The 14,014-nt window shown below is 74.9% G+C and carries 11 protein-coding genes; 3 read left to right on the forward strand and 8 right to left on the reverse strand.

Annotated features, from left to right (window positions below; translation table 11 throughout):
- Positions 1–42: 42 nt before the first annotated feature.
- Positions 43–720, reverse strand: a complete 678-nt coding sequence (locus O7600_RS19165) for a hemolysin III family protein (protein WP_281589246.1) — start codon at positions 718–720, stop codon at positions 43–45.
- A gap of 75 nt (positions 721–795) precedes the next feature.
- Between O7600_RS19165 and O7600_RS19170 the strand changes: the two genes are divergently transcribed.
- Genes O7600_RS19170 through O7600_RS19180 form a run of 3 tightly spaced genes read left to right on the forward strand, consistent with a single transcriptional unit; the run spans position 796 to position 3,150 of the window.
- Positions 796–1,410, forward strand: a complete 615-nt coding sequence (locus O7600_RS19170) for an allophanate hydrolase subunit 1 (protein WP_281589248.1) — start codon at positions 796–798, stop codon at positions 1,408–1,410.
- The gene (locus tag O7600_RS19175) at positions 1,407–2,417 is read left to right on the forward strand and encodes a biotin-dependent carboxyltransferase family protein (RefSeq protein WP_281589250.1); all 1,011 of its coding nucleotides are present in this window, start codon (positions 1,407–1,409) and stop codon (positions 2,415–2,417) included. The genes O7600_RS19170 and O7600_RS19175 overlap by 4 nt, the downstream gene beginning before the upstream one ends.
- Positions 2,401–3,150 (forward strand): 5-oxoprolinase subunit PxpA, encoded by a 750-nt coding sequence (locus tag O7600_RS19180; RefSeq protein WP_281589252.1) that lies wholly within the window; start codon positions 2,401–2,403, stop codon positions 3,148–3,150. The genes O7600_RS19175 and O7600_RS19180 overlap by 17 nt, the downstream gene beginning before the upstream one ends.
- 62 nt (positions 3,151–3,212) lie before the next feature.
- Here the strand turns inward: O7600_RS19180 and O7600_RS19185 are convergent, their stop codons facing one another.
- From O7600_RS19185 to O7600_RS19215, 7 genes are all read right to left on the reverse strand, one after another.
- Entirely contained in the window at positions 3,213–5,048 is a 1,836-nt protein-coding gene (locus O7600_RS19185; RefSeq protein WP_281589254.1) for an NHL domain-containing thioredoxin family protein, read from the reverse strand.
- 127 nt (positions 5,049–5,175) lie between these two features.
- Positions 5,176–8,166 (reverse strand): hypothetical protein, encoded by a 2,991-nt coding sequence (locus tag O7600_RS19190; protein ID WP_281589256.1) that lies wholly within the window; start codon positions 8,164–8,166, stop codon positions 5,176–5,178.
- A gap of 348 nt (positions 8,167–8,514) precedes the next feature.
- Positions 8,515–8,652 carry a hypothetical protein gene (locus tag O7600_RS19195; protein ID WP_172967877.1) on the reverse strand — a complete coding sequence of 46 codons (138 nt, stop codon included), beginning with the start codon at positions 8,650–8,652 and terminating at the stop codon, positions 8,515–8,517.
- 222 nt (positions 8,653–8,874) lie between these two features.
- The gene (locus O7600_RS19200) at positions 8,875–10,317 is read right to left on the reverse strand and encodes a dihydrolipoamide acetyltransferase family protein (RefSeq protein WP_281594201.1); all 1,443 of its coding nucleotides are present in this window, start codon (positions 10,315–10,317) and stop codon (positions 8,875–8,877) included.
- A gap of 5 nt (positions 10,318–10,322) precedes the next feature.
- Entirely contained in the window at positions 10,323–11,312 is a 990-nt protein-coding gene (locus tag O7600_RS19205) for an alpha-ketoacid dehydrogenase subunit beta (protein ID WP_281589259.1), read from the reverse strand.
- A complete protein-coding gene (gene pdhA, locus O7600_RS19210; protein WP_281589261.1) occupies positions 11,312–12,490 on the reverse strand; it encodes a pyruvate dehydrogenase (acetyl-transferring) E1 component subunit alpha in 1,179 nt (392 codons plus the stop codon). Before pdhA ends, O7600_RS19205 begins: the two co-directional genes overlap by 1 nt.
- A gap of 613 nt (positions 12,491–13,103) precedes the next feature.
- Entirely contained in the window at positions 13,104–13,805 is a 702-nt protein-coding gene (locus O7600_RS19215; protein WP_281589263.1) for a hypothetical protein, read from the reverse strand.
- Positions 13,806–14,014: the final 209 nt, after the last annotated feature.

A 14,014-nucleotide genomic window follows, 5' to 3' on the forward strand; every position in this document is an offset into this window, starting at 1 on the left:
GCGGGGCCCTCGTGCGTGTCCGGGCGCGGTTGCCGGACCGGCTCAGGCGAACAGCGCGAAGTAGATCGCGATGTGGTGGCAGATCGCCGCGACCAGCGTGCAGGCGTGGAAGAACTCGTGGTGGCCGAAGACGGTGGGCCAGGGGTTCGGCCGGCGCAGCGCGTAGAACACCGCGCCCGCGCTGTAGATCGCGCCGCCCACGCACAGCAGCACCAGCGCGGTCACCCCGCCGCCGTGCAGGATCTGCGGCAGCATGGTCACGGCCACCCAACCCAGCGCCAGGTAGAGCGGGGCGGAGACCCAGCGCGGCGCGTGCGGCCAGATCAGCTTGACCGCGACGCCGGCCAGCGCGCCGCCCCAGACCAGGGCCAGCATGATCGTGGCGTGCCGGGTGTCCAGCAGCAGGGCGCAGAACGGCGTGTACGTGCCGGCGATGAACACGAAGATCATCGAATGGTCCATCCGGCGCATGATCTGGTAGCCGCGCTCGGACCAGACCCGCCGGTGGTAGAGCGCGCTGGTGCCGAAGAGCCCACAGACGGTGAGGCTGTAGATCAGGCAGCTGACCAGCGGCGCCCAGCCGGGGCGGGTGGCCGCGATCGAACAGAGCACGATGCCGCAGACGAGCGCGGCGAAGAACGCGTAGGCGTGCAGCCAGCCGCGCATGCGCGGCTTTCCGATGTCGGCCGGCCGGAGCCGGAGCGGTGCGGAGGTGGTCACCTCATCAGGTTACGACACCGTAGGTTACTTGCAAGTAGTGTGGACCGTCACGTCGGCTGACGCGAGGATGGCCAGATGCGGATCCGGCCCGTCGGGGCGCACGCCCTGCTGCTCGACTGCGACGACGCCGACCAGGTCGAGGCCTGGCGGGCCGAGCTGTGGCACCGGCGGGACGCCGGCGAGCTGACCGCCCGGGAGATCGTCCCGGCGGCCGTCACCGTCCTGCTCGACGGCGTGCCGGACCCGGCGGCCACGGCCGCGCGGATCGCCGGGTGGCGGCCACGGGACACCGTCGGCGGCGCCGACTCCGTCGAAGTCCGGGTGCCCACCGTGTACGACGGGGCGGACCTGACCGCCGTCGCCGACCACTGGGGCGTCGACGTGCCCGCCGTGGTGGCGCGGTTGCGGCGTACCGAGTTCCGGGTCGCGTTCTGCGGTTTCGCGCCGGGGTTCGCCTACCTCACCGGGCTGCCACCCGAGCTGGCCGTGCCCCGGCTCGCCACCCCGCGTACCCGGGTGCCGGCCGGCTCGGTCGCGCTCGCCGGCCCGTACGCGGGGATCTATCCCACCGCGTCGCCCGGCGGCTGGCTGCTGGTCGGGCGGACCGACCTGCCGCTGTTCGACGTGCACGCCGACCCGCCGGCCCGGCTCACCCCCGGCACCCGGGTCCGGCTGGTCGAGACCCGATGATCGAGGTGCTGCGGGCCGGCCCGCTCACCACCGTGCAGGACCAGGGCCGACCCGGCTGGGCACACCTCGGCGTACCCCGGTCCGGCGCGCTCGACCCGGACGCGCTGCGCCTGGCCAACCGGCTCGTCGGCAACCCCGAGCACGCCGCAGGCCTGGAGATCACCCTGACCGGCTGCGTGCTGCGCGTCAGCCGGGCGGTCACCGTCGCGCTCACCGGCGCTCCCGCCGACGTTCTGGTCGAGTGGCCGTCGACCGGCCCGGCCACCGTGTCCGCGCCGGTGGCGGCCGATCGCCGCACCGGCCGCGGGACCGTCGAGGCCGGCGCCCAGGTGACGGCGGGTACGCGGCGGTCCGGTGACGTGGCGGCGGGTGCGCGGCGGCCCTCTAAGGTGGCGACGGGTGCGCGGCGGCCCGGTGACGTGGGTCGGCCGCTGGCGCTGCCGGCCGGGGCGGTGCTGCGGGTCGGTCCGGCCCGCGCCGGGGTGCGTACCTGGCTGGCCGTGTCCGGTGGGATCGCGGTGGAGCCCGTGCTCGGCAGCCGGGCCACCGACACGCTCTCCGGGCTCGGCCCGCCGCCGCTGCGCGACGGCGACCGGCTGCCGCTGGGCACGCCGGCCGGACCGCCGGCCCCGGTCGACCTCGTCGTCACCCGGCCGGCGTCGGTCGAGGTGCGGCTGGCCGTGCGCCCCGGCCCCCGGCAGGACTGGTTCACCCCGGCCGCGTTCGACCTGCTGTGCCGCGACGCGTACACGGTGGGTCCGGACAGCAACCGGGTCGGCGCGCGGCTGGCCGGCGCGGCCCTGCCCCGCGCGGTGGCCGGCGAACTGCCCAGCGAGGGCCTGGTGCTCGGCGCGGTGCAGGTGCCGCCGGACGGCCAGCCGCTGGTCTTCCTCGCCGACCACCCCACCACCGGCGGCTACCCGGTCATCGGGGTGGTGGACGACGTGACCCCGCTCGCCCAGGCCCGCCCAGGGACTACGGTGAGGTTCCATGGACCTCAACGCTGACCTGGGTGAGGGATTCGGCAGCTGGCGGCTCGGCGACGACGAGGCGCTGCTCGGCCTGATCAGCTCCGCCAACGTGGCCTGCGGCTTCCATGCCGGCGACGCGGCCACCATGCACCGGGTCTGCGCCGCCGCCGCCGAACGTGGTGTCGCGGTCGGCGCGCAGGTCGGCTACCGGGACCTCGCCGGCTTCGGCCGGCGGCACATCGCCTACGACTTCGCCGAACTGCGCGACGAGACGATCTACCAACTCGGCGCGCTCGACGCGTTCTGCCGGCTGTACCGAACCCGGGTGCGCTACCTGAAACCGCACGGCGCGCTCTACCACGCGGCGGCGTGCGACGAGGCGCAGGCCGCCGCGCTGGTGGCGGCGATCAGCGGGTACGACCACGAACTGCCGGTGCTCTGCCAACCCGGCACGGTGCTCGCCCAGCTCGCGGCCGGCGCCGGCCTGCGGGTGGTGGCCGAGGGCTTCGCCGACCGCAACTATCTGCCGAACGGGACGCTGGTGCCCCGCAGCGCCCCGAACGCGCTGGTGAGCGACCCGGAACAGGTCGCCGTCCGGGCGGTGCGGATGGCGGTCGAGCGGACCGTGGTCGCCGTCGACGGCAGCGTGGTCCCCTGCCCGGTCGAGTCGATCTGCCTGCACGGGGACACGCCGGGGGCGGTGCGGTGCGCGGAGCTGGTGCGCGCCGCGCTCATCGACGCGGGGGTCACACTCACTCCGTTCGCGTGAAAGGAGGGGCCCCCTGTTAACGCATTCTGCATAAGAAGGGGCCCCTCCTAACACCCGTCAGGTCAGGACTCGTCGAGGCCGCGCAGCACCAGCGGGAGACGGGCGGCGCCACCGGCCACCACCCGCACCGGTACGCCCCAGTCCTGCCGGGTCAGGTGGCAGGCGGCGTGCTCGACGTCGGCGTCGCACGTCGCCGCCTGGGCGGTCACCTGCAACACGCCCTGCGCCACGTCCCCGCTGACCACCAGTCGACGGGACAGGTCGGTGGTCGTGCCCGCGCCCTCCACCAGCAGTTCCGGCGGGGACGCCGACACCACCAGGCGGGTCGACGGCCCGTACGTCTCGTCCAGCTTCTGCCCCGGCGCCGGCGTGAAGATCACGTCGAGCGTCAGCTCCCCGGCGGTCACGTCGGTGGGCTTGCGCTCCAGCCGGTGCCGTGGACCCTGCACCGTGTTCGCGCCCGCGGCGGTCAACGCGCCCGGCGCCAGCCGGGTCAGCCGGTGCGCGGCCGACTCGACCACCAGCACCTCGCCGTCGGCGGTGAGCACGAGGTCGCTCGGCTCGGCCAGCCCGTCGGCCACGGTGCCCACCTGCCCGGTCTCCGGGTCGAAGCGGCGCACCGCGCCGTTGTAGGTGTCCGCGATCAGCACCGAACCGTCGGGCAGCGCGCACACCCCCAGCGGGTGCTGGAGCAGCGCCTGGTCGGCCGGGCCGTCGACGTGCCCGAAGTCGAACAGACCCTGGCCCGCGGCGGTGTGCATCTCACCCGCCTCGACCCAGCGGATCGCGCTGGTCTCGCTGTCGGCGATCCAGAGCCGGGCGCCGTCGGCCGAGACGGCGAGTCCGGACGGCTGCGCCATCCAGACGTCCGGCAGCGGCCCGTCCCGCAGCGCCTCGACCGTGGTGCCGGCGTACATGCCGGCGGTCCGCTTGATCGGGTCGAACCACCAGAGCTGGTGGATGCCGGCCATCGCCACGACCACCCGGTCGTCGTACCAGGCCACGTCCCAGGGGGAGGAGAGGTCGACCGAGCGCGCGTCGTGCGCGTGGTCGTCGACCGTCGAGCGCCACTGCCGCCCGGTGCCGGCCACCGTGACCACTTCGCCGGTCTCCAGCCGTACGCCGCGCAGCAGGTGGTTGACCGTGTCCGCGACGACCAGGTCATAGCCGGCGACCTCGGCCACGTGCGGCGGCAGCAGGCAGAGGCCCTGCGGCTCGGCGAACGTCGCGCCGGCGGCGGGGCCGTCGGTGCGGCCACGGGTGCCGGTGCCGATCCGGCGGACCACGGTCTCCGCGTCCGGGGCCAGCTCGACCACTGAGTGTCGGGCGGAGTCCGAGACCAGCAGGTTGCCGCCGTCGAGCGGCACGGCCTTGCCGGGGAAGCGCAACGCCGTCTCCGGCTCGGCCGGCGGCACGTACGGGCCCTCGCCCCGGTGCAGCGTGCCCTTCGCCTCGTGCGTGGCGATCAGGTCGTCGACCAGCCGGGCCAGGCCCTCGGCGTGCCCCTCGCCGGCCATCGTGGCGACCACGTAGCCCTCGGGGTCGACCACCGAGAGCGTCGGCCACGCCTTGGCGGCGTACTGCTGCCACATGTCCATCTCAGGGTCGTCGAGGACGGGGTGGTGCACGCCGTAGCGCTCGACGGCGGCGGCCAGCGCGTCCGGGTCCTTCTCGTGCTCGAACTTCGGCGAGTGCACCCCGATCACGACCAGCACGTCGCCGTACTTCTCCTCGAGCGGGCGCAGCTCGTCGAGCACGTGCAGGCAGTTGATGCAGCAGAAGGTCCAGAAGTCCAGCAAAACGATCTTGCCCCGCAGGTCGGCCAGCGTGACGGCCCTGCCGCCGGTGTTCAGCCAGCCGCGACCGCGCAGTTCGGGTGCCCGTACTCGTGCGCTCATGCCCCCATCGTGCCGCACCGCCCCGGCCGACTCCCCGGGGACGGCCGAGTGAAGACGCACACCGCGCCCGGGCGGACAACGCGAGGCGCCCGCCCCCGGGTGGGGACGGGCGCCTCGGAAACGTGGGTTACTGACCGGCCGGCTTCAGGCAGAGCACCCGGTTGGTGCCGCCGCCCTGGAGGTCGACAGTGGGCTGGGACAGGTCGGCGCACTTGTCCTTGTTGTCCACCTTCGACACGACGGTGAACGCGCCCTGCTCGCCGCAGTCCGCGGCCACCGCGCTCTGCCCCGACTGCTTGATGCAGGAGCCGACCGCCGGGTCGAAGCCCGCCGGCTTGTCGTCACCGACCTTGCCGAGCAGGGTGAGCAGGCCGAGCGGCACGGCGAGGATGAGCACGGCCGCGACCAGCACGGCGGCCAGCACCCGGCCGTTGCGCACCTTCGGCGTGGGCGCCTCGGTCTTCGGCTCGGCCTCCGGCTTGAACGCGTCGAACCGGCCCTGGTCCTGATCTCCGGACGGACCGTCGGGGGACCAGGCCGGCGGGGCCTGCTGCGGCGGCGGCGGGAACGCGGGCGGGAAGCCGCCCGGCTCGCCGCCCTGACCGGGCACCGCGACCGAGGCGCGTCCACCGGCCGGCGGGCCGTAGCCGTCCTGCGGCCCGCCGAACGGGTCGGGACGCCCACCGGGGCCGCCGAACGGATCCTGCTGGCCTCCGGGACCGCCGTACAGGTCCTGGTTGCCGTACGGGTTCTGCGGACCGCCGGTGCCGCCGAACGGGTCGCGCGGGCCGCCGGGCTGCTCGCCGTGCGGGTGGACGCCGTTGGCGGGACGGTCGTTGCCGGGTGGGTCGACGAAGGACGGTACGCCCATCGGGAAGGGCGGCGGGGCGGCCGGTGACGATTGCGGCGCGTCGGCGTATCCGTGTGGCCCGTCGTCGTCCGGCCGCGACTGCGGCCCGGCGAACCCGGACGGACCGTCCTGCCGCGGGCCGTCCGGCCCGGGGTAGCCGGACCGGTCGTCCTGCCGCGGGAACCCGGGACGGTCGTCGTGTCCGGGGAACCCGGGACGGTCGTCCTGCCCGGGGAACCCGGAGCGGTCGTCGTGTCCGGCGAACCCGGAGCGGTCGTCCTGCCCGGCGAACCCGGGACGGTCGTCCTGCCCCGGGAAACCGGGACGGTCGTCGGGCCCGGCGAAGCCGCGCGCGTCGTCCGGGCGGGACTGCGGGCCACCGAAGGCGGGAGCCTCGTCCGCCTCGGGGGCCTCGTCGGGCTCCGGTCGGGCCGGCCGGCCGTACACCCGGGGCTGGGGCGCCGGCGTGCCGGTCGGGTGCAGGGGCTGGTCGGACGGCGGGGTGACCCGGCTGGTCGTCGGCACCGACGCGCTGGCCGAGACCGGGCCGGACTCGGGCGACGTACGCGGGCCCGGAACGGCCGGACCGGCGGGTGACTGCGGCTCCTCGTGCCCGGGGCGGGCCGCGCCCCAGCCGGCGTCACCGTGCTCCGGCTCGTACGCCTGGGGTTCGCGCTCGGCCGGTGCGTAGGGCGCGGCCGGGTGGTCGGCGGGCGGCGAGGCGGCCAAAGCCGCGCCCGGCACCCGCCGCTGCTCCTGGGCGGGCAGCGGCACCGCGTTGCCGGCGGAGATGCCCGGCGCGGGCGCCGGCTGGTAGACCGGCGCGCTCTCGGGCTGCCAGCCCGGCGACGCCGCCTGACCACTCTCGTCGGCCCGTCCCCAGGCCTCGTCCGGCGACCACGGCTCGGCGTCCGGCACGGCCGGGCGCTCGGCGCCGCGCTCGTCCTGGTGGCCGCGCCGGCCGTCCGGCGTCGGCACGGACACGCTGGCCCGGGCCGACGACTCGCCAGCGGCTCCCCAGGCCGGCTGCGCCGGCTCGTCGGTCGGCCGCTCGGGCTCACGCTGCTGCGGCACGGCGGAGGCGCCGCTCCACCCGCCCGCGGAGCGGGACTGCTGCTCCGGACCGCCCCAGGCCCCCGGCTGCGGTGCTTCGGCCCGGCCGCCGGCGGCCCAGCCGCCGGAGCGGTCCGGGTCGTCGTCGCGGGTGGACTCGTCCCAGCCACCGGACCGGCTCTCGGCCCGCGGAGCGGGCCATCCACCGGAGCGGTGCGGGTCGTCCTCGGCGCCGGTCGGGCGGTTGTCCTGGTCGGACTGCTCCTGGTTGGACCAGGCGTCGGGCCGGGCGGTGCCGGGCACGGAGACCTTGGCGGCGGCACGGGCGGGCGGCTCGGCGGGCGGCCAGGTCGCGCCGGTCTGCGGGCCCGGCGGGGTCCAGGCCGGCTGGCTGTCGCGGGGCGTCCAGCCGCCGGAGCGGTGCGGGTCGTCGCCGGCGGGCTGCTCGTCGCGCGGCGTCCAGCCGCCCGAGCGGTTCGGGTCGTCCGGCTGGGCAGCGGCGCCGACGGCCCAGCCGCCGGAGTGGCCCGGGTCGTCGTCCTGCTGCCCGACGCCCGGGGTGAACCCGCCGGAGCGGTGCGGGTCGTCCGCGCCGGCCGGGGTGGCCCAGGACTCGTTCGGCACGGTGGCCGGGGCCGGGACGTAGCCGGTGCCGCGGGCACCCGCATCGCCGGACTGGGCCCACGCCGGCTGCTCGCCGGAGGATCCGCCGGCGTTCCACGTCGGAGCGTTCTGCTCGGCGGCCCAGGCCGGGGGCGCCGGCTCGGCGGGACCGCTCGGTGGCGCGGTGGCCCATGCCGGCGGCGCCGGTTCGGTGGACCGCTCCGGGCCGGGCTGCTCGGGCGTGGCCCACGTCGGGTTGCCCGGGCCGGACGCGGCCCAGGCCGGCGCGCCCTGCTCGGGGGCGCCCCAGGCGGGCTGCTGGCCCCGGCCGCCCTGGTCGGCGGGCGGCGGAACCTGGGCGCTGGCCCGGCCGCTGACCGGCTGGCCCGAGGGCGGGCCCCAGGCGGGTGGCTGGTCGTCGGGCGCGGCCCAGGCGGGGGCCGGCTGGGTGGGCCGACCGGCCGGCGGGGGCGGGGCCCAGCCGAGGTCGGAAGACCCGTTGTACCCGTTGTCCTGCTGCGCCGGCTGATCGCCGTACGGCACCGGTCCGCCGGTGCCCGGCGACACCTCGCCCGGCTCCTGGCCGGGGCGGTGCGGAGCCTCGGACGTCATGGGTGCGCCTCCTCCATCACAGGTCGGCCGCCGATGCCGGTCGGGAACCGTCGGCATGGCCACCGGCGTCGCCGGCGGGTACCGGCCGTGCGGGCTCCCCGCACCGTATCCGGTGGTCGCCCGAAGGCGCTCAGGGGAGCCTCAGTCGCCACCGAGAGTCACCGGGCGACGTCGATGGGTTTCGCTTCCCGCGTCGGTCCGGAGGCAGTCGGTTGGCGACCGTGCCAACCGTACCGGGCGGTGCGGCGGGGTGGAATCCCGGTGCCGACCGACCCCGGTTACGCCGAAGACCCGCCCGGTGTGCCGGGCGGGTCTTCGAACTGGAGGAGGTGAGAAAGGTCGGTGGCGTCAGCTCATGTGACGCTGGGCGATGGCGAGAAGCTCGTTCCGGACCGCGGGCGAGTTGGCGGAACGCAGGGCGTGCTCGATGGCACGGGCCCGGCGGTTGGCGTCGCGGCGGGTGCGGATTCGCTCGATCATGCTCATCTTGGGTCTCCTCCTGGCTATTCGGTTGTCAGCCCCTTGATGTCTCTATTGAAGCGCATGACGCCGCCGAACGCCATCGATTATTAGGTGAGCTGAACCACGCACCTAAGGATCGTAGGTCAGATGCCCTCGTGGGCCGATGATTTCGCCTCCCAACGGCAACGGCCGGTGTGCCGGGCGTTCACCCGTGGCACACCGGCCGTCGACCGGAGCGGTGGTAGGTCAGGTCCAGGCGAGCAGCGCCGCCTCCGGGTCGGCCAGGAAGTCCCCGATGTCGCGGAGGAACTTCGAGCCCAGCTCACCGTCGATGATCCGGTGGTCGAAGGAGAGCCCCAGCGTGGTGACCAGACGCGGCTTCACCTTGCCCTTGTGCACCCAGGGCTGCTCCCGGACCGCACCGAAGGCGAGGATCGCCGACTCGCCCGGGGGCAGGATCGGCGTACCGGTGTCGACGCCGAAGACGCCGACGTTGGTGATGGTGAGCGTGCCGCCGGACATGTCCGCCGGGGAGGTCTTCCCCGACTTCGCGGTCTGCACCAGGCCGGTCATCGCGTCCGCCAGCTCGCGCAGCGAGAGCCGGCCGGCGTCCTTGATGTTCGGCACGATCAGGCCCCGCTCGGTGGCCGCCGCGATGCCCAGGTTGACGTACTCCTTCACCACGATCTCGTCGCCGGCCCAGGTCGAGTTGACCATCGGGTGACGCTTGACCGCCAGCAGCACCGCCTTGGCCACCAGCAGCAGCGGCGAGACCCGCACGTCGCGCCACTCCCGCCGGTCGCGGAGCCGGTCCAGCGCCTTCATCGCCCGGGTCACGTCGACGGTGAGGAACTCCGTCACGTGCGGGGCGGTGAACGCCGAGCGGGCCATGTTCTCCGCGGTCAGCTTGCGTACCCCCTTGACCGGGATGCGCTGCTCGCGGTCCGCGCCGAAGCTCGCGACCGACGTCGCCGGCGCGGTGACCGTCAGCGGCTCGGCCGCCGCCGGGGTCCCGCTCGCCGCCCGCTGTACGTCCTCCCGGGTGATCGAGCCCAGCGGACCCGAGCCGGTCAGCGTGGCCAGGTCGACCCCGAGGTCCTTGGCGAGCTTGCGGACCGGCGGCTTGGCCAGCACCGGACCGGAGACCCGGCCGTTGCCGTTCACCGCCGGGGCGGGCGCGGGCGGGGCCGGGGCGACCGGAGCCGGGGCGGCGGCCTGGGCCGGCACGTCGCCCTTGCGCGCCCGGCGCTTGGCCGGCGCGTTGCGCGGCCCGTAGCCGACCAGCACGGCGGTCCGCCCGCCGGGGGCCGCGCCGCCGATCAGGCCCGGCTCGACCATGCCCTCGGCGGGCGCGACCTCGACCGCGGCCAGCGAGGCGGCCGACGGCGTCGGCAGCGCCGACGCCGGGGCGCCGGTCGTCGACTCCTCCACCGGCCCGGCGCCCGGGTCGGTGTCGATCGCGATGATCGGCACGCCGACCTCGACCGTGGCGCCCTCCGGGTGGAAGATCGCCTGCACCCGGCCGGCCCACTTCGCCGGGATCTCGACCGCCGCCTTCGCGGTCTCCACCTCGACGATCGGCTGGTTCAGCTCGATGTCGTCGCCCACCTTGACCAGCCAGGCGAGGATCTCGCCCTCGGTCAGGCCCTCGCCCAGGTCGGGCAGGTTGAACTCCTTGATCCGGGACATGTCGCTCACCAGCCGAAGGTGCGGTCGACGGCGTCGAGCACCCGGTCGAGGTCGGGCAGGTACTCCTCCTCCACCCGGGAGGCCGGGTAGGGGGTGTCGAAGCCGGTCACCCGCAGCACCGGGGACTCCAGGGAGTAGAAGCACTCCTCGGTGATCCTGGCCGCGATCTCCGACCCGAGGCCCAGGTTGCCCGGGGCCTCGTGCACGACCACGCAGCGGCCGGTGCGGCGCACCGACTCGTACGCGGCGGTCAGGTCCAGCGGGGACAGCGTGCGCAGGTCGACGACCTCCAGCTCCCGGCCGTCCTCGGCGGCGGCGGTGGCCGCGTCCAGCGCGGTGCGCACCATCGGGCCGTAGGCCAGCACGGTGACGTCCGTGCCGGGCCGCGCGACCCGGGCCGAGTGCAGCGGGTACGCGTCCGCGACCGGCGCGTCCAGGTCGACCGGACCCTTCTCCCAGTAGCGCCGCTTCGGCTCCAGGAACACGATCGGGTCGTCCGAGGCGATGGCCTGCTGGATCATCACGTACGCGTCCTGCGGGTTCGCGCAGGTGACCACCTTGAGGCCGGCGGTGTGCGCGAAGTAGGCCTCGGGCGACTCGGAGTGGTGCTCGACCGCGCCGATGCCGCCGCCGTAGGGGATCCGGATGACCATCGGGATCCGCACCTTGCCCTGCGAGCGGTAGTGCATCTTCGCCACCTGCGACACGATCTGGTCGTACGCGGGGTAGACGAAGCCGTCGAACTGGATCTCACAGACCGGCCGGAAGCCGCGGATGGCCAGGCCGACCGCGGTGCCGATGATGCCGGACTCGGCCAGCGGGGTGTCGATCACCCGCTGGTCGCCGAAGTCCTTCTGCAGGCCGTCGGTGATGCGGAACACGCCGCCGAGCTTGCCGACGTCCTCGCCCATGATGACGACCTTGGGGTCGTTCTCCAGGGCCCGCCGCAGGCCGGTGTTGAGCGCCTTGCCGAGGGTGAGCGTCTCCGTGGCCATCAGTGGGCGCTCCCCTCGAACGACTCCATGTACTGCGAGAACCGGGCCCGCTGCTCGTCCAGCTCGGGCGACCCGTGCGGGTAGACGTGGTCGAACATGCTGACCGGCTGCGGGTCGGGCATGGTGAGCACCCGCTCGCGCAGGTGCACCGACTCGGTGCGGGCCTGCTCGTCGACCTCGGTGAAGAACGACTCGTCGGCGATCTGCTGCTTGAGCAGGAACGCCTTCATCCGGGTGATCGGGTCTTTGGCCTGCCAGGCCTCGACCTCGCTGGCGATCCGGTAGCGCGTCGGGTCGTCGGAGGTGGTGTGCGCGCCCATCCGGTAGGTGTACGCCTCGATCAGGCTCGGGCCCTGGCCGTTGCGCGCGTTGTCCAGCGCGTGCCGGGTCACCGCGTACGACGCGAGCACGTCGTTGCCGTCCACCCGGACACCGGGGAAGCCGAACCCGCCGGCCCGCCGGTAGAGCGGGACCCGGGTCTGCCGCTCCAGCGGCTCGGAGATGGCGTACTGGTTGTTCTGGCAGAAGAACACCAGCGGGGCGTTGAAGACGCTGGCCCAGACGAACGACTCGTTGACGTCGCCCTGGCTGGTGGCGCCGTCGCCGAAGTAGGCGATCACCGCCTCGCCGTCCTCGCCGCCGGTCTTGCCGTCCATGGCGACACCCATGGCGTAACCGGTCGCGTGCAGGGTCTGCGCCCCGATCACGATCGTGTACATGTTGAACTTGAACTCGTTCGGGTCCCAGCCGCCCTGGTCCACGCCGCGGAACAGGCCCAGCGGCATGATCGGGTCGATGCCGCGGCAATAGAGCACGCCGTGCTCCCGGTAGGTGGGGAACGCCATGTCCTGCGCGCGCAGCGCCCGGCCGGAGCCGACCTGGGCGGCCTCCTGGCCCAGCAGGCTGGCCCACAGGCCCAGCTCGCCCTGGCGCTGGAGCGCGGTGGCCTCGGCGTCGAGCTTGCGGACCAGGACGAGGTCGCGGTAGAGCCCGCGGTACTCCTCGTCGGTGAAGTCGACGCGGTACTCGGTCCCGTCCGGGCCGAGCGCGGTCTCGATCCGCTCGCCCTCGGGAGTGAGCAGCTGTACGAGTTCCGGCTCGCCGGTCGCGGCGGCGCGCCTGGTTCGGGGTGCGGCCCGCTTGCTGCGGGTGGCGGCCCCGGGGTCGCCCTTTGCCATCCGTCTCTCCCTGTCTGTCTGCGCCGGCGCCGGGGGGTGACCCGAGCCGCGCACCTCGTGCGCCCGCCCGGCTGCTGCCGGGTCGGTCCCTGGCGACCGCGCCTAGCCCCGGTGAGGGTTGCCGCGCGGCGTGAGCCGGGGTCCGTCGGGGGACCCAGGCCCGGGAGCGCCGGCGCCGTACCGCACCAGCCGCGGGGTGCGCGGAGGTGGCGGCTGCGTTGCCGTCGTGCCTGAATGATTGCAGAGGAGGTGAGCGGGCCCACAGTATGGCCTCCCCCGCCGGTGACGTTCGATCGGGTTCGCGACGCATAGACGTTTTTGCCCGATGTGTCAGGTCGGGCCGACGGACAAATTGTGTGTCGACACGCGGTGGTGGCTGGTGAACTGAGCGTCACTGGTCCAAGCTGACGGTGAGCCTTCGCGCGGCATTTGTCCGAATATTCGCGCGTGCTCTCCGTCCACGTCGACGCGTACGAGGAGTGTGCCCGGTGTCCGAGCCAGAGGGTCCTCCCGGTGCTCCCTTCCTCGGCCGGCACCGGGCCCTGCCCGCCGCCCGCTACCGCCGCGTGGTCGGCGCGCACCGGGCTCCCGGAGCCGGCGGACCGAGCCGCGGCTACCTGCTGACCGTGGCGTTGCTCGCCGGCACCGCGTCGATGCCGATCCTGGCCGCGATCAGCGCCGGCTCCGCGACCGTGGGGAACAGCGCCCTCCCGGACACCAGCACCCCGTTCCTCCCCACGCCCTCGGTCGGCCCGGTGGTCGTCCCGCTGCCGCAGACCACCCAGGCCCCGGTGCTCCCCGCACCCACGCCCGTGGCCGGCGCCACCACCGTGCCCCCGCGACCGGTGCTGCCGGCCGCCCCGGTCCCGGCCGACGACAGCGACCTCGTCCGCGAGCGTCGGTCCCGGCCGGCCACCGCGCCGACGCCGCCGGCCACCCCGACCCGCCCCACGCCGGTCCGGCCGCCACGCCCGTCGCCGGTGCCCTCGCCGTCGCCGTCACCGTCCGACCCCGGGACTCCCGGTCCGAGCCCGAGCCCCGAACCGTCCGGCTCGTCCGCCGAACCGACGCCCGGATCGTCGGGCGGTTCGTCGGAGCCGACGTCCGAGCCGAGCGAGGAGCCCGCGCCGAGTGGCGGCCCCGCGCCGAGTGGCGGCCCCGCGCCGAGTGGCGGCCCCGCGCCGAGTGGCGAGCCGGACGATACGCCGCTCCCGAGCGCGACGGTCGCGCCCAGCCGGTCCGCGCCGAGCCCGTTCTCGCTCGGCCAGCCCGCGCCGGGGTGGTTCGCGTCACCGACGGTGCCGGCTCCGGCCACCGCGTAGCCCGTCCACCCGCACTGCCTGGCGCGCTCGGTCGGCTGCGGCCTGGGCGGCTTCGGTCGATCCGGCCGGGCCTGGCCTGCGAGCGCCTGGTTGTCCGGCCGGCCCGCCGCCGGATGGACCGACAGGTCACGAGCGATATGACCAGGAGTCATATTTATGACTCTCCGGTATATCGCTTTCTTCCCGAGGCTTCGCCTCTCGC

This window comes from Micromonospora sp. WMMA1998 (assembly GCF_027497375.1).
Lineage (GTDB): Bacteria > Actinomycetota > Actinomycetes > Mycobacteriales > Micromonosporaceae > Micromonospora > Micromonospora sediminicola.